Below are 21,246 nucleotides of genomic sequence, written 5' to 3'. Positions count from 1 at the left end.
TATTTTTTAATTATTGTTTGATTATCCCACAAAGCTTATATTAAGGATAGGTCTATTGATTTGTGCAGTGTGGGTGTCATAGCTGTGCAAATGCCATATTTGATTGGAATCTTAGCATTTTCTGTCTTTGGATTTTAGGAAGTGAGCCTATTCTCCTTGATGTTGCTTACCTGAAAATAGCTGTAAGCTGTGGTTAAGACTTGTATTGATAAATTTTGCTTAAGTTGTAGTAACGATCGCATAAGCTTTGTCACAAATAGATAAGCATTTTGAACGAAACAAGTTGTGTTGTTAACGAACGCATAAGTTTTCGTTACTAACGGATAAACATTTTGAACGAAACAACTTGTGTTCTTAACGAACGGACAGGTTTTTGTTACTAACGGATAAGCATTCGTAACGAAACAACTTGTGTTGGTAACGAATGACAAGCTGTGGTAAAGACAACAACTTTATTCCTAACAACAGCTTCTGCATTGGTAACAAATGAACAAGCTATCGTTACCAGTCCCTCTCCGACGGGCGAGAGGGATAGTTTTGCGTACTAAAACCAGGGAGAGGTTTCAATATTTACGCTAATTAGGCGGTTACTAAATAGCCGTCGAACTCACGTTACGTTAAAAAATTGACCATAATCAAAGCTAACCATATTGACAACGGCTAGATATTCATCAGAGTATTTAATTAATTTAACGGTTCTCAAAGTAATTTTTACTAATAAAGTTAAATCCGTTGACTAGCTAGCATTGAAAGACCGCTATCAATACAACTCATAATTGTAAGCCTTCGTGATTAAATTTCCTAATTACGAATTACAAACGGGACGCAGGTTTGAAAGCAAAAATTTTTTGTGAGTCCGTGCAGGCAATTAGTGTTTGTCTAGCTGCAAATTCCATTTTTTACCAAGGCTCACGAATACTCAATCACTACAAACACAGGAGAAAATCATGGTTAATTCATCATTGAATCTCTCTGACCTCAACGGCATTAACGGCTTCACTATCAACGGCATCTCGAGCTTTGACTTTTCAGGCTGGTCTGTCAGCAGTGCCGGAGATATTAACGGTGACGGCATCGCTGACCTGATTATCGGGGCATGGCAGGCCAAACCCAACGGCATATTGTCAGGGCAAAGCTACGTGGTATTTGGGGGGAAGAATATCGGCACCACAGAGTTGTCGGGAACTGCTGGTAGAGATACTCTTTTTGGCACAATTGGCAACAACATCATCGACGGCACAGCTGGTAACGATACTCTAACAGGCAATGGTGGTGAAGATAAGTTTATTATTCGCTCTGAGGATGGCAATGACATTATCACCGATTTTGCTGGTATAGGTAAAGGCTCAAGCTCTTTGCCAGAGCTAATTGTCAATGTTGATACACTGCAATTTATCGGTTCAGGATTGACTGCCCAAAATCTGCAACTAACTCAAAATGGCAACAACTTAGAAGTCACCTTTGAAAATGTGGCTAACACCAAAGTCACTTTGCAAAACTTCCTCTTAGAAAATCTGGATAATCTGCCAGCAAGTTCTTCCATATCTGCACTCGGCAATGTTCTATTTAATGAGCAAACTAGAATCACCGACAGCTTTGATGTAATTAATGCCAACTCGACTCAAACCAGCATTTGGAACAAAAACACTGTCACCTTTCTGAATGACTTAAATAATAACATCGCCGGTTTTGACAACTCTAATGATGTGATTAATGGTCAAGGGGGTAATGACATCATTACTGGTAATAGTGACAATGACTTGCTGCGGGGCGGGTCAGGCGATGATATTCTCATCGGTGGAGAAGGTAATGATACTCTTGTGGGTGGTGTAAACAATGATATTCTCGTTGGTGGCGCGGGTGCTGACACATTCCTTTACAACACCGATGTTGCTTTTGTTCGAACTGATATTGGTCAAGACGCGATCGCTGACTTCAACAGTTCCGAAGGTGACAAGATTGTACTGAAATTGACTACCTTTAGTGCTATCACCTCTGTTGCGGGAACAGGTTTTAGTAACAACAGTAATTTTAAAATCACGAATTCACCAGAGACTAGCACAGCGAAAATTGTCTACAACGCTGTGAGTGGACAATTATTCTACAACCAAAATGGCGATGTGGCAGGTTTTGGTAGCGGTGGTTTATTTGCGACTCTAACTGGTGCACCAACTCTTACGACATCAGATTTTGTGTTGCAAGCATAGTTCGTCTAAAACACCGAGTTCCAAGCTGGTAAATTAGGAATTAGCAATTGTCAATTTTTAATTAGAAGCTGCCTGTTCTGCAACCGAATGAATTATTTCCTCCAGGGTTTGCAATAACTCTTGCTCGTTATAAGGTTTAGAAAAGTAAGCCCGTGCCCCCAATTGCATAGCTAGTTGCCGATGTTTATTGCTGCTACGAGAAGTCAGCATTGCCACTGGAATATTTTTTGTATCAACGTCTGATTTTACCTTACCTAAAAAGCCATAACCATCAAGGCGAGGCATTTCAATATCACAAATTACTGCCTCAACTTTCAATCCATTATGGAGTTTATCTAAGGCATCTTGACCATCTTTAGCTTGCTCTACTTGATACCCTCCTTTTTCAAGAGTTAGGGCTAAAAAGCGGCGTACATTAATCGAATCATCTACGATTAAAATTGTGCCTTTCTGCTTAATACATGCTGCTGACATTTTTTCTTCATCAAATATCAGGAACGGTGTTTTTAACCTTGCTGATGGTAATTGCGTTCCTCTCGGTGTCTTTTTATTTGTAGCAATCCAATACAGCAACTCATTAACATTAACTAGTGGTACTACTCGACCATCACCGAGAATTGTGCAGTTGCTGAAGCCTTCAGGTAAAGGTATATTCCCTTCAACTTGGCGAATAGCAACTTCTTGTTCACCCCAGCAACGATCTATTTGGATAGCTACTGGCTGATTATTACCTTTGACTACTAATACACTGTTAGTACTAATGGCTGCCGGAATTTCCAACTCTGCGCTATCGTAGCGTAGGCAATTAAACTCTAAATAACGAGTTAAGCGAATCAGTGGCAGCATGGTTCCTTGCCAATTTAAAACTTCGTTACCAGCCATTTCAAAAACTCGATCGTCTTGAAGCAAAGATATTTCTGAAATGACATCTGTGGGAAATGCTAATAGAATTTTATTGATTTCTACCAGCAGAACTCGCGCAACCGAAAGTGTAAAGGGTACTGATAAAGTGAAGGTAGTACCAACTCCTGGTTCCGTATCAACTTTCACATCTCCTCGAATTAATTTGAGGTTGTTGCGAACCACATCCATACCGACACCGCGACCAGATAATGCTGTGACTTGTTCGGAAGTGGTAAAACCTGGTTCAAAAATTAGTGATAATAGTTCTTCGTCACTAGCATTAGCGAGTAGAGAAGCATCCAATCCCATAGCTAAGGCGCGGGTGCGAATTTTCTCCAGAGAAATGCCCCAACCATCATCACGGATAGTAATGAGAGTGCGATTACTGCGGTGAGTAGCTGTAATTTCAATTAATCCTTGTTCTGGTTTACTCAAAAGGCGACGCGTGGCAGAGTCTTCGATACCATGATCGAAAGCGTTCCTTAATAGGTGCATTAAAGGTTCGTTTAAAGCTTCTAAAATGCTGCGTTCAATTAAGGTGTTACCACCTTCGATTTTTAACTGGACATTTTTGCCATACTCGACATTTAAATCGCGTAAAGCTCTCGGAAAACGTTCGATTAAATCGGACAGCGGCCGCATTCGGATGTGATTTAGCTTTGTTTGTAATTGTTTCGATGTTTTGTTTAGTTTACGAGCAATATTGTCTGTATCATCTACACTGAGTTGCACATCTGTTGTGACTTCCTGTACCTGAACAATGGTTTCCATAACTTCCTGCGATCGCAGGTTTAATTCGTTATAGCGATCCATTTCTAAGGCATCAAATTCTGTGTTTGTACCTTCTACTTGGTGGCCATTTTCGGCTTGTAGCTGTGAAGTAGCTTGAGTGGAAATTTTGTCGGAGACTATACGTAATTCCTGGTTTTCGCGGTCGAGAATTTGGACTCTCTGGTTGAGGTTGCGAACGAGTTTACGTAATCTTTCAAGTTGCGAATTTAAGCCATTCCGCTGAACAATCAGTTCGCCAAATAAATCATTAATTTGCTCTAGCTGTTTGCTAGGAACTCGGACGCTATTTTCATGAATTTCTCGTTCTTTACCAACGGCAACTGGCTCTCCTTTGCCTTCACTAAATTTGGCATCGGGAGGATTCTCTTCTTTAGCAAATATTGCATTGTGTTCAGTTACATTGACAGAATTTACATCGTCGGCAAATTCTGCATCTACAAATGTAAAATTGGCTGCGATTGCTTCATCTTTAACCCAAGTTTCTGGAGTTATTTCTGCTTGCCAAACCGCTGCTGACACTACTTCTGTGTCGATGACATCTGTAGGGAGAAGTTGTGGTATTACTTCTGCTGGTAATAGTGGCAGGAATTGCGTAGAACTACCCAAATCAATTTCTGTAGGCAAGTTATCTAATTGATTCGTCATCACCAAAGCTTGCGATCGCCGCCATGCTTGCAATGCTAACTGAGCAATTTCGGGAATGCGTTCCCCGGAGGGGTTGTCGAAGACATCGCTACTAACAGTTTCCAAATGCTGCGTTACCGACTCACAAAGCTTGCTAAAAGCTGGCAACTGGAGCATTTCTCCCAAACCGCCTAACTCGGCTGCCATAATCGCAATTTCTTCATGCAATCCGGCTTGTTCGCTATCTGCCAATATAGATTCTAGACGCTGCAAACACTCTTCTACTTCTGTGGCAAATAGCAAGGGGATAACGTCTTGCCCGTCCTCTGGAGATAGCATGGTTGAGGCATCTTCTGGGGTGGGGTCGCCCAAGCGATCGTGCAACTCATCGAAGATGGGATAACAAAAAGTTGCTAACCACTGATCTTCGACAACATTCCCTTCTGCAAGCAATTCGACAATTTGACGCAGCCAGTCAACTCCAGATAGCAATAAACTTTGCAACTGAGTATCAATTTCTAAAGAATTTTTTTTAGTTTTTAAAACTTTAAAGGAATCTTCCAGACGGTGAGATAAATCACTTAGCGATTTAAATCCCATCATCCCCGCACCACCTTTAATAGAATGAGTGGCCCGGAGTGCAGCATTGATTTTATCTAAATCGATGCGGTTACTAGTATCGATTTCCAGCAATACCCCTTCTAAGGTATTTAAGTAATCTGTTGCTTCTTCCAGAAACTGCATCTGGATTTCTAGTTCTTTGTCTTGTAGCATGGTTTTTGTCCTTAGTCATTGGTCAATCAATTTTGGATTTTAGATTGCGGATTTTAGATTTTTATTTCAATCCAAAATCTAAAATCTAAAATTTGCATGGTCATTCGTCATTCATCACTAGCAAATCGCAAAAGACAAAGGACAAATGACAAATGACAAACTTAACTAACTTTGAAAGCCTCGACAGTCTCTTGCAACTGCTGGGAAATATCCACAGTTTGTTGCAGAGATTCAGAAACTTGGCGAGAAGAATCGCTGCTACGTTGTGATATAGCAGCGATATCTTTCATTAATTGGCTAACACTTTGTGATGTTTCAACCTGAGATGCAGTTGCAGTGGAAATCGACTGCACTAAGGAATCGATTTGAGAAGATACATCTAAAATTTCACTCAGACTTTGTTTAGCTTCCTCCACAATTCGAGTACCTTCTACCACTTGGGTAGTGCCTATTTCCATTGCTTGCACTACTTCACTGGTTTCTCGTTGGATATTTTCAACAATTTGTTCGATTTCTTGGGTTGCGGCGGCACTCCTAACTGCTAGTTCGCCGACTTCTTCAGCAACAACAGCAAAACCTTGACCTTCTTCACCTGCACGTGCTGCTTCGATGCCGGCATTAATAGCAAGCAGGTTAGTTTGAATCGCGATTTGATTAATCAAGGAAACCACGCGAGAAATTTGTTGCGAAGACTCTCCCAAACGTTTCACTTTCTTAGCAGTTTCACCCACAGTTTCCCGCAAAGAGAGGATATTTTGTACTGTCAAATCCATTGCGTGTCCGCTCTTGGTAGCAGTGTGAGCAGCATGGTTAGCAATGAAGGCAGCTTTTTCAGCACTTTCGGCTACAGCTTTCATGGATTGGGTCATTTGGTCAACAGCATCAAGGGTGCGGTTGATTTCGGCAGCTTGGGTGAGTGCTTCCTCTGCCAAGTGGCGGATAGCTCCTTCGTTAGAGCCAATGGCACTATTTACATGGATGGCAGCTTGTTTAACTTGGGTAACAATATCCCGGAGGCTTTCTACAATGGAGTTGAAGAAGTCGGCAACAGTACCGATTTCCCCAGCGGTTACGTCTGCACGCACTGTCAAATCGCCTCTGGCTGCACCTTCTACGTCGTTGAGTAGTTGTAAAAGTTGTTGTTGCAGTGTTTCGTCTGAAGCACTTACAGTTACATTTCTAACTTTTTCTATCTCTTCTAATAATTTGGCTTGTTCTAAGGCATAGCCGACTTGAATTGCTATTTGTTGAAACAAGTCAATTTCCGGCTGTTGCCAAACACGAGGAGTTTCGCAATGATGAGCAATTAATAAGCCTAAAAGTTTTTCTTGGGCAAGAATCGGTACGATTAAATGACCTTTGACAGCAAATTTTTCCAACAGTTGGATGTAGCCGTCGGCATTTTTCAGGCTTTGGTCTTGATGAATATTGGCAACCGCTTGCACGTCTCCATCGAGATAAGTTTTTAAATAATGTTCTCGAAAATAGGGGTCATCAATTTGCACTCCCACCATTTCCGGCCAATTACCTGTTACCGATTCCGCAACGACAACGCCAGCCAAAGTATCTGGATTCAGACTATAAATGATTACCCGGTCTGTTTTGAGGATTCGCTGAACTTCTTTGACTGCTGCGTGATAGATATCTTCAGTTTTGAGAATTTTCCGAATCCGTAGGGTAATATCTGCTAGTAATTTTGCCCCTTCAACGTCTACTTCCTGTTGCTGTTCTTTAACTAAGACCTGCAATTGTTCTGCCATTAGGTTGATATTTGCACTCAATACCCCTAATTCGTCTTCTCTTTCAATTTCCAGACGGGTATTAAATTTACCTTGACCTAGTTTTGCTAATGCCGCAGTGGCATTGATAATTGGCAGTGTAGTCAGTTTAGCTAACCGAGATGCGATCGCACCCACAATTAATGCTGTCGCTGCTGTACCGATGGCTATAGTCCACAACAATTGTCTTTGCGGTTCAAATACAGTTGTAGTGTCTGTAGCTAAAAGTACCTGCCAGTTTAAATCAGGTAAACCATCTATCGTACTAGCTGGTACATAGCTAACTAGTTCTTGTTTTTTGTCAGTTTTGGGAACTTCTATAAAACTATCTACCTTTTTGGCTGCTAGCAGTTTGGGTAAATTAGAATACTCTTCCTTAGCCTCCTTCCCCAATAATTCCTTTTGGGGACTCAAGAAAACTTTTCCTGAAGCATCAAGCAAATAGTATTGTTGTCCGTTGGCTGCGTAGTTTTTGGTAACTTCCTCTAAAGATTTTACGGGCATACGTGCTTGTACCACGCCAATAGTTTGACCCGTTCTTGTCTCTTTCACAGGTGCAGCTAGATAAATACTCACGACACCAGTATTTTTTGCTGCTTCCGGTTTGCTGATGACAGGAGTATCTTTTTGTAAAGCGTCTTGAAAATAGGTACGATCTTTTTGATTTTCCAGGGGTTCGCCTGTGGACTGGACAATCAAGTTACCTTGGCGATCGAAAACAGCAATGCTGTCATAAGCTTTGTAGGCTTCGACAACCCGATCTAAAACTGCTTGTTTTTCCTGAGTACTAATACTAGCTTGAGAATTTGTCAAAAATAGCAAGTTTGATATTACCTGAATATCACCGTAGCGTCCCAGCATAAAGCGGTTAACTTTATCACTTAAGCCAGTGGCTTCGGCTTGTTGAGATTGGGTAATTTGCTTAGTAATGGATTTGTTGGCAAAACCAAAAGCGATCGCACCGATGCCCAAAACTGGTATTGTGCCAATTGCGATCGCTAAAATAGTCGCTTTCTTAACTAATCCCAGCCTTGTAAAATAGGCAATCCCCTGATTCCAAGAAGAACTATTAGCACTTTCAGTAGTCAGCTTATTTGGTAGCTTTACTACAGTTCCCATAGCTTTTTGAGATGAAATCAGTGATGCTCGATTTTGAGCGCTATTACCTTGATTCGTGTTGGTTTTATTAAACATAAAATTAATTCTCCTAAGTATGTGAATAAGAATACTAAAAAGCTGTTTTTAGTAGTAAACCCTAATCACTGCGGAGAATAGAAGACTGTGCAATAGCCTGTGCATCTAATACCAGTAATATTTCTTCCTGCTGCACAACGCACCCACATAAATAAGGAACTAAACTGGATGTCACTTGTCCTATAGGAGAATGAATATCATCAACTAGAAACTTGGTTGTACCTTTTATTTCTTGTACAACTAAGCCCAACACTAATGATTCCACTTGGATAACGATTACATTGTACTGCCGCAGTCGATAATCTAGGGATTCTAAATTGAGCATTCTAGGCAAATCAACTACCCAAATTATCCGACTCCGCCAATTCATTAATCCTAATATGCAGGACGGCATATTCGGTATTGACGTAATAGATTCAACAGGCACAAGAATTGCTTCTTGCGTATGCCTCATTGATAAAACAGCAGTTGTTTGTTGATTTAGCTGAAACTTCAGATAACTATCTGCTAAATTATTCGGGATTGGTTTTGAAGAAAGAGTAATGTTTGGACTAGTCATTGATTCAAATTACCACTGATTTAATAGTACGTAGGAGATGTTCGCGGGTATAAGGTTTAGTTATATAGGCATCTGCACCTTGTCTCATTGCCCACAAACGGTCAATTTCTTGATTTTTAGAACTACAAACTACAATCGGCACTTTTGCAGTAATTGGATTTCTTCTCAGAGAACGACACAATTCAAATCCGCTCATTTCTGGCATTACTACATCAGTAACGATCGCATCTGGTTTTTCTAACACAGCTTTTTCTAAACCCTCTTTTGCACCACTTGCTTTAATTACGTTGTAACCACTCTCTTTGAGATAATGGCTCATCAATTCCAATTCGCTGGGAGAATCTTCTACAATCAAAATTGTGCCAAGCAAAGTCAGGCTCACTATCAAATCTCCTAAAAAAATAAATTAAACATATTTTGTTATTTTTATGTGCTTTATTTCAATCAACCAAGATGCTTAAAAACCATTTTTAGCAATTCTGATTGTGTAAAAGGCTTGGTCAAATATCCTGACGATCTGACCATTTTAGCCTTTGCTCTGTCGATAAACCCTGTTCTACCAGTCACCATAACGATCGGTGTATTTTTAAAAGCTGAATGTTTACGTAATAAGGAACATAGTTCATAGCCATCTAAACTTGGCATTTCAACATCTAGCAAAATCAGATCGGGCTTACTCCGTAAAATTTGCATTAAAGCTTTTACCGGATCGTTAATCATGACAACTGAAAATGTGTTTTCATCCAAAAAGTGCTTAATGGAATTCAAAACAGTTTGGCTATCATCAATGCAGGCAATTGTATATAGTTTTTTGCCAACAGGTGGCTGAGTAATTTTATTATTCTCAGGAATATCAAAATTAATTGGTATTGGCAATTTTTGCCCAAGCTTTATTTGCAGTTGTGGCTGAACTTGAGACGATTGTGTTGTATAAAAAACTTGGGAACTCCCACCAGCCGGAATTGATGACTGAATATTTTGGCGATTTCGTAACTGCTTTTGACAGTGTTCAACAAGCAACCGTAAATCCAGGTGACAGAACTTCGGTAGTTCATCCAAAGAATTTTCTGGGCTGAATTCATAGCTACCTTCTTTTAAACACAGAAATGATTCCATTACTTCTTTTGCCAATCCGTCTATTAGGCTTCCTGCTTGCACAGAAGTAATATAGTCCTGATTTACTAACCAACAAATAGCTTGGTAATCTGCATTTGGTATTGATTGATGTTCATTCTTCGTCTCAAACATCAGCCGCATCTGTACGCGAGTGGCACTGTTGAGAGCAGGAATTTGTTCACTCAAACGCCGTAAGTGACTATCAAGGCGCTCAAATAGTTTATCTGAATAGGAGGCATAAGTAAGTTTACCGTCCTCTAGATAGATTGACCAAGAAACTATCCCGGTAAATACGCTTAAGCAACCCGTAGCACGCCGACTAGTTAATTGTGCCAACAGAGATAGCGGATGTAGTTTCTGGAACAACCTGTAGCTACCTATAGGAGTTGTGCTCATTTTGCTTTTACTTCAGCTAAAATTCGATACGTGTAAGCTAAATTCGTGTCGAGTTATTCCACAATTAAAATCAAGTAAAAAGCATTAAACTTTTGTATCTTAAAATACATCAGGTTACATATATATTTGTGGTGAAACTCAACGAGAGTAGCGTGTTTTCAGATGATTAAATCTTAGTAAATTCGTAAATTGTAATTAATTTACTTAGTGTTACTGAGATTTATAAACATCTTTCGAGAAATAAGACATAAAAATGTCAAGACTAGATGAAGCCACTTTCCATTGAGTAACCCCAATCTGACCACAGGAATAATACTGATTTTGTTGATGGTAATATCTTTGAACTTCTGTATTTACACTTAAGTAAAATCTAGTTTTTAAACAAGTAAGAACTGAATGAAGTCACTTTGCATCGAGTAACTTCAAATTGACCACAGTAATAATACTTGTTTTTTGAAAGTAATAAATGTATTTTTTGTTATTTGCATTTAAGAACTTAGATTAGACAGAATGCAAAACTTGTTTTTTTCAGAGTGTTTTACCGCCGAGAGTAGGGTACTGAAAGGACTCGGCATGGTAAGTTATATCCTTAACACATCTTACCTACGAAAATTGTAGGTTATTAAGTCTACTATGAATTATCCACTTTTACACATTTCTTTTACACATTTACTATCATCTGAAGAACAGACTTATGAAGCTAAAAGTCTTTCCCCGCCTTGTTCACAGGTGCAGCCCACCACAAACAAATTTTCAAATATCCTCTTATATTTGAAGCTATGCTGGCGAAACATATTTTTATTTAAGCCATATTTAAATAGGCTGGCAACTATCCTTGAACTTTTAACTCAAGTATAATTACCAGCCTAGATAAGGCGATTTAATTTGTCAAAAGTGCGGATGAAAGGACTTGAACCTTCACTCCTTTCGGAACTAGAACCTAAATCTAGCGCGTCTGCCAATTCCGCCACATCCGCATCAGTTTACTATCGTACCATAAGAAATTATTTTTGGGAATAGGGAATTGGGACTGGGGAAGTAGGAAAAGAATAACAATGCCCAATGCCCCATGCCCAATTACATGACTCCAACACGAGGCAGACGATGCTTGAATCCACAGAGAATTTCCCAAGAAATAGTGTTTAATTGTTTTGCCCAATCGTCCGCTGAAATTTCTTCTTTTCCCTGTTCTCCTAATAAGGTGACTATTTCTCCTTCTTGGATATTGGGTATGGCACTAACATCCAGCATCAACTGATCCATTGTAATTGTCCCAATTTGCGATACGCGCTGACCGCGAATTAACGCCTGCATTTTGTTGGAAAGACTGCGAGGAACACCGTCTGCATAGCCAATTCCCACGACGGCGAGGCGAAGTTCACGCGGGGCAATAAATTTATGACCGTAGCTAACAGCTGTTCCTGCAACAATTGTCTTAACTTGGGTAACTCGTGCTTTAAGTTGCAAAACAGGCTTGAGATCGATCGCATTTTGTAAATGGGTTGCTGGATAAAGTCCGTAAACAGCTAAACCTACACGCACCATATCGTAGTGCAATGCCGGATTTGTGAGGGCGGCGGCTGAGTTTGCCAAGTGCAAACAAGGTACTTCAATTCCCATTGCTTTGATTTGAGCGATCGCATCCTCAAATCGTTTATGCTGTTCTTCCATTGCCGTGGTATCGGGATCGTCTGCTGTCGCCAAATGAGAATAAATACTGGCAATATCAAGATGTGGTAATCGCTGCACTAATTGCACAAATTCGCCAGCTTGCTGCCAATTAGTTCCCAACCTCGACATTCCCGTGTCTAATTTGATGTGTACGGGCACTGGAGAACCATGATTCATCGATTCCAGAATATCGGAAAATACTAAAGCTTGTTTAGGGCTACAAAGCGTGGGCTGAAGTTTCCATTGGGCGATCGCATGAATCTGCTCTAGTGTATGAGTTGCCCCTAAAATCAAAATGGGCGCTTGAATCCCACTTTCTCGCAATTGAATAGCTTCTGGAACTGTAGCCACTCCCAGCCAACTAGCTCCCGATTGGATGGCAATTTGGGCGACTGTTACTGCTCCATGTCCGTAGGCATCAGCTTTTACTACTGCCATTAACTGGGTACGCGGCGATAAAAACTGCACCAATTGCTTTACATTGTACGACAACGCCTCTAAATCAATTTCTACCCAAGCTCGTTGCGAAAACCACGCGTAGGTATCGCACTGTTGATTAGGGACTACACCAGGGATTTGTTTGCGACTTAACATTTGTACTGACTCCTATCCCGCCACGGCTAAACTTGCAAGTTATCTATCTATACACGCTCCTAAAAGCGAGATCAGATTAAATAGGAAGTTTAACCTTCAGATTGGAATTGATACAAGATGTTGCGGCGCTAAAGTAAAGGTTAAGAGTTATGAATTAGAAGTAAATCTACGGCTCAATTTTTCACTCCGTTCTTCTCTACAAGACGCTGCGCGATTACGTCAGTCTAAGTAAGTATTTTAATCAAGTGATAAATTTGACTTTCCAACTCTTAACTCTTCACTCCTAACTCCTAACTCCTCACTCAATTTCCAAATTCTCCCGAAAGTATAATTTCTTCTCATCTCCCTAGCAGGGTGTATTTGTGTTAATATATTTTAAAACTCATACCCTGAGCGCAAATAATGGGGAAGGTTTTAGTCTTAAACGCCTCTTACGAACCTCTCAATATAACGAGTTGGCGTCGTGCTGTAGTTCTTTTAATCAAGGGCAAAGCAGAACGCGTGGAACACAACGGTAAATTTCTGTACACGGATTTCCCGTTGCCGACCGTGATCCGGTTGCGTCATTATGTACGCGTTCCTTATAAAGAAATCCCTCTAACTCGCCGAAATATATTGCACCGTGATGGTCATGCCTGTCAATACTGTGGTTACACAGGGGATGAATTGACACTAGACCATGTAATACCGCGATCGCGCGGCGGAGGCGATACTTGGGAGAATATTGTTACCGCTTGTGTCCGTTGCAATGTCAAAAAAGGCAGTCGGACTCCCCACGAAGCTCACATGCCTTTGCGTCATCCCCCGCGCCAACCTTATAGCAGTCTCTATTTCGAGGTCAGCAAACATCTTAAGAGTGGACTGCATACAGAGTGGCAAAAGTATGTTATAGGTCTTTGAGCCAAAAATCAGAGGAGCAAAGGAGAAAGAAGAAATACCCTCTTTCTTTGGGAAATAGCCAATAACTTTAGTTATGGAGTGTTAAAAAATTGGTGGCTATATGGCTTGCAACGAAGGTGATTGCATCAACTATCAAGCTTTTAAATTTGTTGTATGTATATAGAGTTTCCCTTTTGCTCTTTACTCCCCTTGTATTTTGCCCTTTTCCATTGGACTTGACTCTAAATTTTCAGAATTTTCAAAGGAGATAGGAAATAAGCGTTGTTCATCAAAAATAATTGTTAATTGCTCAATAGTCACAATAATGAGAATATTAAGCATAAGAATATTTAAAATATCAAGGACTAATTCTAAAGTATAAGATAGGAAGTATACCCTAAGTTAGATAAAAATCCGCTTAATTCAATTTACCAAAGAGAACAAAACTCCTAAAACATATTTGTGCTGCCAGATACAGCCCGATATCCTAAACTTCCTTGCTGTATCCCCTTTAGTGGAAGTTAGTTGATTGTTGAGCGCTGTTACTGACAAGAAATATACTTAGATGTATAGTGCAATGTCTTGATATTTTTGCGAAGATCGTAATTAATGTGGCTAAATTCAGGGAATTGCTGCTCGTAGTATTTCTGAATTAAAGGAGCCTCACACTTTAAAAAAGTTCCCTATGTACTTTAATTCTCCCGTTACTCAGTTTGAGAGTTTGTCATTGACCACAGAGCCAAACCCAGAGGAACCTGAAATCGAGAAAGCGCCAGTGGAAGTTGCATTTAAGAGTCCGTCATTACCGCCATCGGTAGGTGATGGGGCTATATATCTCAGTCACCGTGGTAATTCTCTGGCACAACAAAAGTCAGAAGAACTACAAAAAACCCTTCTGGCACACAGACACGATCGCCAGCTCGTAATTCTGCAAGATTTTCCTGACCCTGATGCCCTTTCCTGTGCCTGGGCTTACCAGTTAATTGCCCAGCAATATGATATCAAATGTGAAATCATTTATGCTGGTGCATTGAGCCATCAAGAAAATATTGCCTTGGTAAGGCTGACTAATTTACCTATCCAACGCTGGACAACCCAAACCTTGAAAACCAAAGATTTGTCATCTTATCAAGGTTTTGTATTAATTGATAACCAGGGAACCACTTCGCAACTACTGTCAGCGGTGCAGCAGGCTGGAATTCCCCTAGTGGTACTCATCGACCATCACAGTATCCAAGGTGATCTCCACTCAGAATTTGAGGATATTCGTCCTTATGTCAGAGCGACGGCAACAATTTTTACTCAATACCTCCAAACAGGATTATTAGCATTAGATAGCAGCATAAATCAACACGTCAAATGCGCTACTGCCTTGATGCATGGCTTGCGATCGGATACAAATCGGCTCATGCAAGCCCAAGAAGAAGACTTTATGGCAGCGGCGTATTTAAGCCGATTTTATGATGCCCAACTGCTGAATGCCATTTTACAGGCCAACCGTTCCAAGCGGGTAATGGATGTGATCGAGCGATCGCTCAAAAACCGCATCGTCCAAAATAACTTTTCCATTGCTGGTGTTGGTTATTTACGTTACGAAGACCGTGACGCCATCCCCCAAGCGGCTGATTTTCTTGTCACTGAAGAAAACGTCCACACCGCAGTAGTTTACGGCATTGTTCACGATGAAGACGAAGAACTAGAAATAGTCATCGGCTCCCTGAGAACCAGCAAACTTACCCTTGACCCCGATGAATTCATCAAAGAAGCCTTTGGACAAGATAGTGCAGGACGCTTTTTCGGCGGTGGAAGGACAAGCGCAGGCGGCTTTGAAATTCCGATGGGCTTCTTATCTGGCAGTAACGAAAATTCCGCTTATGCGAAAATGAAATGGGAAGTATTCGACGCTCAAATTAAGCAAAAACTGCTGAGGTTAGTTAATCCTAGAGATAATCCAATTCAGTCGGAGTAGAGGGAACTCAAGGAGACGCGGAGAACTCCTAACTAATGCAGCAGTCAAAGTGTTTGTTCATATAGCATCCCTTCCCGATTTTTGATAAAAGTCGGGAATTTGGATTTTATGACGAATGCTGAACTAAATCAAAGTTAACTTGCGCCTACCTATTTATTTGTGAAGAAGGAGCGCCATGAAGTCTATAAAACTCCAAATCTTACAAACTCTGTATGAGCAAGATTTTTATGCTTGGGTAGAGCAGATAGCAGAGCTTTTACGATTGCAGCACTGGGACACGCTGGATTTAGAACACTTAATTGAGGAAGTGGTGGACTTGGGTAAGAGTCAACAACGGGCGTTGCAAAGTGCGTTGCGGTTAGTCTTATCGCATTTGTTGAAATGGAAGTATCAACCCGAACGTCGTAGTCACAGTTGGCAAGTGACCATTACCCGTGAGCGACTGAATATAGATGAATTGCTGCAAGAAAGTCCTAGCTTGCAGCGTTTTTTAAATGATGCCGAGTGGATAAATACTACTTATCAAAGAGCGCGGCGAGAGGCAATGGTGGAAACAAGTTTATCAGAAGATAACTTTGCGATCGCTTGTCCGTTTTCTGTTGATGAGATTTTAGACTTAGACTTTTATCCTAACGTTGAGGAATAATCGTAAGGTTATTTGCGCTACGACAATCATGATGCCATACTTCAAACAAGTAAATATACTGTTTATATTTAGTATACTAAATGGCTAACATCATGATAATCATGATTAGTCATTTTTATATTTGATGGAAACTATAATTTTTCTTTGCAACGGCGAAGCAGAATATGACCACCCTGAAAAAGGAGTCATTAAAAATATGGAACTTCCTGGTTTAATAAAATCAGATATTTCGTCAGGAGAATACTATGAAACACCCTGGAGTTGTGGAAATTCCAAATTTATAGAAGTTGGGGATAGAGCCTATTTTAAGAGAAGTGGAAATATTGGCAATGAAACTATTGGTTTTATTGCTGCTGGTTATGTGATTGCAGCACCAGAGGCTCAACAACTCAAGCATTCAGATAAAAAATATTCAGATTTAAGTGCAGCATATATATTTGATTATGCAGGATGTTTTTTCGTTTGCATTAAAATAGATTCAGTTGTTGACTTTGATTTCCCTCTGGAACAAAAGAATTTAAAAAAACTACCTCAATTTCAGGGAATAAATTTAAATTTTGGAGGTAGTAGTTGTAGATTTAATAGTAAAGCTGCTCTCTTTTTAAATTCAGAATGGGAGAAGCATTCCCTAATACAACAAAGGCAAAGACGAGGAGTTAGACTTGTTGACATCTTCTTTGAGCAGGGGGAAGGTTTTAAGCAAAAAAAGGATTATCAAGCTGCAATAGATACTTACAAATTAGCCTTGGAAGTGTGATCCTAAATATGTCAAAGCAATTAATAGAATAAGTTATTACGAATCAATTTTAAAGAAGATTAGCGAAACGCCGAAGCCTCCAGAACTACCGATAATACCAGAGCCTAAAATACCCTCATTAGAGCTGAAGCTATCGCCAGAGACTAACGAACTATTACTTGCTAGAGAAGAACTTGATAAACAAAAATTTTTCAATTTTAAAAGTGATGCCGAGGCTCGTCAAAAAATTACTGTATCAATAGCTAAGAGACAGGGACAATCACAATTTCGTAAGTCTTTACTAGATGCTTACTATAGTAAGTGTGCTATTACCAATTTTGATGCTGAGGTTGCGCTCGAAGCTGCTCACATAATTCCTTACAGCGAAACAGAGAATAATCATCCGTCAAATGGTTTATTGTTACGTGCTGACTTACATACCTTATTTGATTTAAATCTCATTGTTATCGATCCAAAAACAATGAAGGTACATATTTCCCCTGTTCTCAAAGAAACTGAATATAAAACTATCGATGGTAAAGAGATACGAGTTCCAAAAGATGAAATGTGCCGTCCCAACCAAGAATTTTTGAAACAGAGGTTGAAGCAGTGCAAATGGCGTCAAAATATTTAGCCTAAATAAATTCAGTTATTTTGTTCGGAAGTACTTGTATATTTAAGTTAGAGAATGACAAGCTTGATTTATCTAGATTATGAGTACCCTAAAGGAAGTAGAACTCGCTATTAGTCAACTTTCACCAGAGGATCTCGCCGCATTTCGTGCCTGGTTTGCGGAATTCGATGCAGCAGCCTGGGATAAACAGATTGAAAAAGATGTGGCTGCTGGTCGGTTAGATGCATTGGCACAGAAAGCACTCAAACATCTGCGAGAAGGGCGTTGTACTGACCTGTGAAACATCGAGCAACCCCTGATTTTTGGTATTACTATCGCCAGTTACCAATTGATATCCAAGAACTTGCTGATCGATATTACGAGTTTCTTCGGGAAGATATCAAATATCCATCATTGCATTTCAAAAAAGTCGGTCAGTTTTGGTCAGTGCGTATTGGTATATATTATCGGGCGCTTGCTGTAAAAGAAGATGATAATTTTGTATGGTTTTGGATTGGGTCGCATCCAGAGTATGACAGATTGCTAAGTGGTGGATAGCGTTCTAACATTGCCTAAGAGCAGCCTAACCGATCACTCATAATACAAATTATGGAACTCTACTTAATTCGTCATGGCATCGCCGAAGACAAGGGATTAGGCATCAAAGATGAGGAGCGCAGCCTTACCAAAGAAGGAAGGCAAAAAACTGAGAAAGTTGCCCAGAAACTTGTTAAATTAGGTTTAAACTTTGATTTAATTCTCACCAGTCCCTTAGTGCGGTCCCGCCAAACGGCTGAAATCCTGATAGCAGAAAAACTAAGCTCTCAGTTAGAGGAATCTAGCCACCTCGCCCACGATGGTCAAATTTCTAGTTGGCTCAAAGACTGGTTAGAACCAAGAAATTATTCCCAAAATACCCAACTGGCGCTGGTTGGACACGAACCTGATTTGACCAGTTGGGCAGAAATTCTCCTGTGGGGAGAAGTCAAAGCAAGCTTAGTCTTGAAAAAAGCAGGTATGATTGGGATAAAACTACCAGAAACAGGTTCTCCTTTGGGTCGTAGTCAGATGTTTTGGTTGACACCACCCAAGTACCTGCTATAACAGTTTTTCAACATTTTCGATTGTTGTTAGAACGGCTACTGTTATGGCGACAATAAATTTCTGGTAAGTTAGCTTGATCAGATATTTCACAAAGCGAATGGTGTTGCCATGATGGTGTGCGAATATAAGCCTGGTTTAGAAGGCATTCCCGCCGCTCAATCAAGTATCAGCTATGTTGATGGGCAAAAGGGAATACTAGAATATCGTGGCATTAGGATTGAAGAACTAGCAGAAAAAAGTACATTCTTGGAAACTGCTTATCTCTTAATCTGGGGCGAATTGCCAAGCAAGGAAGAACTGGAAACATTTGAGCATGAAGTTCGTTACCACCGGCGGATAAAATACCGCATTCGTGACATGATGAAATGCTTTCCAGAAAGCGGTCATCCAATGGATGCCTTGCAAGCCTCTGCTGCTGCTTTAGGCTTGTTTTATTCGCTCCGCGATTTACATAATCCTGTCTACATTCGAGATTCTGTGGTGCGCCTGATAGCAACCATTCCCACAATGGTGGCGGCGTTCCAACTGATGCGAAAAGGCAATGATCCGGTACGTCCTCGTGATGACTTAGACTACTCCGCCAACTTTCTATACATGCTCGATGAGAAAGAACCCGATCCTCTGATGGCGCGAGTTTTTGATATCTGCTTGATACTTCAGGTCGAGCATACAATGAATGCTTCTACTTTCAGTGCCAGGGTGACAGCTTCCACCTTGACCGATCCTTATGCTGTGGTTGCTAGTGCCGTCGGAACTTTGGGTGGGCCTCTGCATGGTGGAGCCAATGAAGAAGTAATTCAGATGTTGGAAAAAATTGGCTCTGTGGAAAATGTCCGTCCCTATATAGAGCATTGTCTAGAAACTAAATCTAAGATTATGGGCTTTGGACATCGTGTTTATAAGGTGAAAGACCCACGAGCCATAATTTTACAAGGACTAGCAGAGCAATTGTTTGAAAAGTTTGGCCATGACAAGTTCTATGACATTGCTCAAGAAATGGAACGAGTGGTAGAAGAAAAACTCGGTAGCAAGGGGATTTATCCCAACATTGACTTTTATTCCGGTTTGGTGTACAGGAAGATGGGTATTCCTACAGACTTATTTACGCCAATATTTGCGATCGCCCGCGTTGCCGGTTGGTTAGCCCACTGGAAAGAACAACTAGCAGAAAACCGCATTTTCCGTCCTACCCAAGTTTACAACGGTCTGCACGAAGTTACTTATACTCCTATTGAGCAACGGTAACTGGCATTGGGGATTGGGTATTGGGGATTGGGCATTGTTTATTCTCCCTGTCCCCTGTCCCCTGTCCCCTGTCCCCTCAATAGCCAATCTCAATGCCAACCATAAGTAGAAGTTCTCATCTCGCTTCAGGGTGGTCAAACCATCCAACGATATACTAGGCATGGGAATTGGCAACAAATCTTCAATCGGACGTCATCACAGCAAAAATTATAAATGGGTGAATTTACAGTTATTAATTCAAGTAATAGTTGTAACTCACCATGACTCGATGTCTTAAAGAGCGGAAACATGAATTCAGGAATTGACCTCCAAGGAACTTTTATTGAATCCCTCCGGGATTTAGGTATACCAGCAGGAACAGCCAAAGCGATTTGGATGCCGCTGCCAATGATACTGATGCTGATTGGGGCAACAGTGGGGGTATTAGTTGCTACTTGGCTAGAACGGAAAATTTCCGCCTCCGCACAGCAGCGAATTGGGCCAGAATACCAGGGGCCTTTTGGGTTGCTGGTGCCTGTAGCGGATGGTCTGAAGCTGGTATTTAAAGAAGATATAGTACCAGCCAAGTCTGACCCCTGGCTGTTTACTCTTGGCCCAATTATTGTTGTAATTCCGGTGTTTCTGTCGTTCCTGATTGTGCCCTTTGGACAGAATATCGTAATTAGCAATGTGGGCATGGGCGTATTCTTGTGGATTGCCTTGTCAAGCATTCAACCCATTGGTTTGTTAATGGCTGGCTACGCATCTAATAATAAATACTCCCTCTTAGGGGGGTTGCGGGCAGCAGCGCAATCTATTAGTTATGAAATTCCTTTGTCGCTGGCGGTATTAGCGATCGCTATGATGTCTAATAGCCTCGACACCGTTGATATTGTCAATCAGCAGTCTGGCTACGGCATCTTAGGCTGGAACATTTGGCGACAACCAATTGGTTTTCTGATCTTTTGGATAGCCGCCCTCGCTGAATGCGAACGATTACCTTTTGACTTACCCGAAGCGGAAGAAGAAATCGTCGCAGGCTATCAGACTGAATACTCAGGTATGAAATTCGGTCTGTTTTACCTGGGTTCCTACGTTAACTTGATCCTTTCTTCCCTACTAGTAGCAATTCTCTACTTGGGCGGTTGGGACTTTCCTATTCCCCTCAACCTCATCGCTGGTTGGCTGGGAGTCAGTGAAGTAAATCCCGTGTTCCAGATAATAACTGCGGCTTTGGGTATCACCATGACCGTGTTCAAAGCCTATTTACTAGTGTTTGTCGCCATCTTGTTGCGCTGGACAGTGCCACGGGTACGGATTGACCAACTGTTAGATTTAGGATGGAAGTTTTTGTTACCAGTTGGTTTGGTTAATCTCCTATTAACTGCCGCCTTGAAACTAGCCTTTCCCTTCGCTTTTGGTGGTTAGTCATTAGTCATTAGTCATTAGTCATTAGTACAAATGACT

At 40.8% G+C, this 21,246-nt stretch carries 17 protein-coding genes, 1 tRNA gene and 1 pseudogene; 12 read left to right on the top strand and 7 right to left on the bottom strand.

All coding sequences use genetic code 11. The features are described 5' to 3' along the window. The first annotated feature begins 947 nt into the window (after nt 1-947). Nucleotides 948-2,207 (top strand): calcium-binding protein, encoded by a 1,260-nt coding sequence (locus HWQ43_RS32250; protein ID WP_292741218.1) that lies wholly within the window; start codon nt 948-950, stop codon nt 2,205-2,207. Between the two features lie 57 nt (nt 2,208-2,264). Here HWQ43_RS32250 and HWQ43_RS32245 read toward each other — a convergent pair whose 3' ends face one another. The 7 genes from HWQ43_RS32245 to alr form a co-directional block, all read right to left on the bottom strand. Further along, nucleotides 2,265-5,300 (bottom strand): hybrid sensor histidine kinase/response regulator, encoded by a 3,036-nt coding sequence (locus tag HWQ43_RS32245; RefSeq protein ID WP_292741216.1) that lies wholly within the window; start codon nt 5,298-5,300, stop codon nt 2,265-2,267. Between the two features lie 161 nt (nt 5,301-5,461). Next, nucleotides 5,462-8,272 (bottom strand): methyl-accepting chemotaxis protein, encoded by a 2,811-nt coding sequence (locus HWQ43_RS32240; RefSeq protein WP_292741214.1) that lies wholly within the window; start codon nt 8,270-8,272, stop codon nt 5,462-5,464. Between the two features lie 61 nt (nt 8,273-8,333). Next, on the bottom strand, nt 8,334-8,831 hold the full coding sequence (locus HWQ43_RS32235) for a chemotaxis protein CheW (RefSeq protein WP_292741212.1): 498 nt from the start codon (nt 8,829-8,831) through the stop codon (nt 8,334-8,336). Between the two features lie 4 nt (nt 8,832-8,835). Next, nucleotides 8,836-9,213 carry a response regulator gene (locus tag HWQ43_RS32230; RefSeq protein ID WP_069071198.1) on the bottom strand — a complete coding sequence of 126 codons (378 nt, stop codon included), beginning with the start codon at nt 9,211-9,213 and terminating at the stop codon, nt 8,836-8,838. A 62-nt stretch (nt 9,214-9,275) separates the two neighbouring features. Beyond that, nucleotides 9,276-10,343: a response regulator gene (locus tag HWQ43_RS32225; protein WP_292741209.1), complete on the bottom strand. Its 1,068-nt coding sequence runs from the start codon at nt 10,341-10,343 to the stop codon at nt 9,276-9,278. An 895-nt stretch (nt 10,344-11,238) separates the two neighbouring features. Beyond that, a tRNA-Leu gene (locus HWQ43_RS32220) sits at nt 11,239-11,320 on the bottom strand. A gap of 100 nt (nt 11,321-11,420) precedes the next feature. Continuing rightward, nucleotides 11,421-12,608, bottom strand: coding sequence for an alanine racemase (alr, locus tag HWQ43_RS32215; protein WP_292741207.1), 1,188 nt, complete (start codon nt 12,606-12,608; stop codon nt 11,421-11,423). A 402-nt stretch (nt 12,609-13,010) separates the two neighbouring features. Between alr and HWQ43_RS32210 the strand changes: the two genes are divergently transcribed. The 11 genes and pseudogenes from HWQ43_RS32210 to nuoH all read left to right on the top strand — a co-directional run bounded on the left by HWQ43_RS32210 (nt 13,011) and on the right by nuoH (nt 21,207). Further along, nucleotides 13,011-13,508, top strand: a complete 498-nt coding sequence (locus HWQ43_RS32210) for an HNH endonuclease (protein ID WP_094349059.1) — start codon at nt 13,011-13,013, stop codon at nt 13,506-13,508. 664 nt (nt 13,509-14,172) lie between these two features. Further along, on the top strand, nt 14,173-15,456 hold the full coding sequence (locus tag HWQ43_RS32205; RefSeq protein WP_292741204.1) for a bifunctional oligoribonuclease/PAP phosphatase NrnA: 1,284 nt from the start codon (nt 14,173-14,175) through the stop codon (nt 15,454-15,456). A gap of 175 nt (nt 15,457-15,631) precedes the next feature. Continuing rightward, nucleotides 15,632-16,102, top strand: a complete 471-nt coding sequence (locus HWQ43_RS32200; RefSeq protein ID WP_292741202.1) for a DUF29 domain-containing protein — start codon at nt 15,632-15,634, stop codon at nt 16,100-16,102. A gap of 124 nt (nt 16,103-16,226) precedes the next feature. Next, the gene (locus HWQ43_RS32195; RefSeq protein WP_292741200.1) at nt 16,227-16,859 is read left to right on the top strand and encodes a hypothetical protein; all 633 of its coding nucleotides are present in this window, start codon (nt 16,227-16,229) and stop codon (nt 16,857-16,859) included. A 19-nt stretch (nt 16,860-16,878) separates the two neighbouring features. After that, nucleotides 16,879-17,298: pseudogene (locus HWQ43_RS33945) on the top strand (HNH endonuclease signature motif containing protein); the annotation flags it as partial. Nucleotides 17,299-17,319: 21 nt separating this feature from the next. Then, the gene (locus HWQ43_RS32190; RefSeq protein WP_292741198.1) at nt 17,320-17,472 is read left to right on the top strand and encodes a hypothetical protein; all 153 of its coding nucleotides are present in this window, start codon (nt 17,320-17,322) and stop codon (nt 17,470-17,472) included. Between the two features lie 79 nt (nt 17,473-17,551). Beyond that, a complete protein-coding gene (locus HWQ43_RS32185; protein WP_292741196.1) occupies nt 17,552-17,752 on the top strand; it encodes a hypothetical protein in 201 nt (66 codons plus the stop codon). Continuing rightward, nucleotides 17,749-18,009 carry a hypothetical protein gene (locus HWQ43_RS32180; RefSeq protein WP_292741194.1) on the top strand — a complete coding sequence of 87 codons (261 nt, stop codon included), beginning with the start codon at nt 17,749-17,751 and terminating at the stop codon, nt 18,007-18,009. Before HWQ43_RS32185 ends, HWQ43_RS32180 begins: the two co-directional genes overlap by 4 nt. Before the next feature lie 51 nt (nt 18,010-18,060). Then, entirely contained in the window at nt 18,061-18,555 is a 495-nt protein-coding gene (sixA, locus tag HWQ43_RS32175) for a phosphohistidine phosphatase SixA (protein ID WP_292741192.1), read from the top strand. 108 nt (nt 18,556-18,663) lie between these two features. Next, on the top strand, nt 18,664-19,800 hold the full coding sequence (locus tag HWQ43_RS32170) for a citrate synthase (RefSeq protein WP_292741190.1): 1,137 nt from the start codon (nt 18,664-18,666) through the stop codon (nt 19,798-19,800). Nucleotides 19,801-20,088: 288 nt separating this feature from the next. Continuing rightward, nucleotides 20,089-21,207 (top strand): NADH-quinone oxidoreductase subunit NuoH, encoded by a 1,119-nt coding sequence (gene nuoH / locus HWQ43_RS32165; protein WP_292741188.1) that lies wholly within the window; start codon nt 20,089-20,091, stop codon nt 21,205-21,207. Nucleotides 21,208-21,246: the final 39 nt, after the last annotated feature.

This window comes from Nostoc sp. JL31, assembly GCF_017114965.1.
Taxonomy (GTDB): domain Bacteria; phylum Cyanobacteriota; class Cyanobacteriia; order Cyanobacteriales; family Nostocaceae; genus Nostoc; species Nostoc punctiforme_A.
The sequence above is the reverse complement of the archived record's forward strand: the minus strand, read 5'-3'. Positions and strand labels throughout refer to the sequence as shown.

What these genes read in the sequence shown, in the direction of transcription:
- HWQ43_RS32250 (WP_292741218.1), top strand. Translation starts at nt 948, where the DNA reads ATGGTTAATTCATCATTGAATCTCTCTGACCTCAACGGCATTAACGGC.
- HWQ43_RS32245 (WP_292741216.1), bottom strand. Translation starts at nt 5,300, where the DNA reads ATGCTACAAGACAAAGAACTAGAAATCCAGATGCAGTTTCTGGAAGAA.
- HWQ43_RS32240 (WP_292741214.1), bottom strand. Translation starts at nt 8,272, where the DNA reads ATGTTTAATAAAACCAACACGAATCAAGGTAATAGCGCTCAAAATCGA.
- HWQ43_RS32235 (WP_292741212.1), bottom strand. Translation starts at nt 8,831, where the DNA reads ATGACTAGTCCAAACATTACTCTTTCTTCAAAACCAATCCCGAATAAT.
- HWQ43_RS32225 (WP_292741209.1), bottom strand. Translation starts at nt 10,343, where the DNA reads ATGAGCACAACTCCTATAGGTAGCTACAGGTTGTTCCAGAAACTACAT.
- alr (WP_292741207.1), bottom strand. Translation starts at nt 12,608, where the DNA reads ATGTTAAGTCGCAAACAAATCCCTGGTGTAGTCCCTAATCAACAGTGC.
- HWQ43_RS32210 (WP_094349059.1), top strand. Translation starts at nt 13,011, where the DNA reads ATGGGGAAGGTTTTAGTCTTAAACGCCTCTTACGAACCTCTCAATATA.
- HWQ43_RS32205 (WP_292741204.1), top strand. Translation starts at nt 14,173, where the DNA reads ATGTACTTTAATTCTCCCGTTACTCAGTTTGAGAGTTTGTCATTGACC.
- HWQ43_RS32200 (WP_292741202.1), top strand. Translation starts at nt 15,632, where the DNA reads ATGAAGTCTATAAAACTCCAAATCTTACAAACTCTGTATGAGCAAGAT.
- HWQ43_RS32195 (WP_292741200.1), top strand. Translation starts at nt 16,227, where the DNA reads ATGGAAACTATAATTTTTCTTTGCAACGGCGAAGCAGAATATGACCAC.
- HWQ43_RS32190 (WP_292741198.1), top strand. Translation starts at nt 17,320, where the DNA reads ATGAAGGTACATATTTCCCCTGTTCTCAAAGAAACTGAATATAAAACT.
- HWQ43_RS32185 (WP_292741196.1), top strand. Translation starts at nt 17,552, where the DNA reads ATGAGTACCCTAAAGGAAGTAGAACTCGCTATTAGTCAACTTTCACCA.
- sixA (WP_292741192.1), top strand. Translation starts at nt 18,061, where the DNA reads ATGGAACTCTACTTAATTCGTCATGGCATCGCCGAAGACAAGGGATTA.
- HWQ43_RS32170 (WP_292741190.1), top strand. Translation starts at nt 18,664, where the DNA reads ATGATGGTGTGCGAATATAAGCCTGGTTTAGAAGGCATTCCCGCCGCT.
- nuoH (WP_292741188.1), top strand. Translation starts at nt 20,089, where the DNA reads ATGAATTCAGGAATTGACCTCCAAGGAACTTTTATTGAATCCCTCCGG.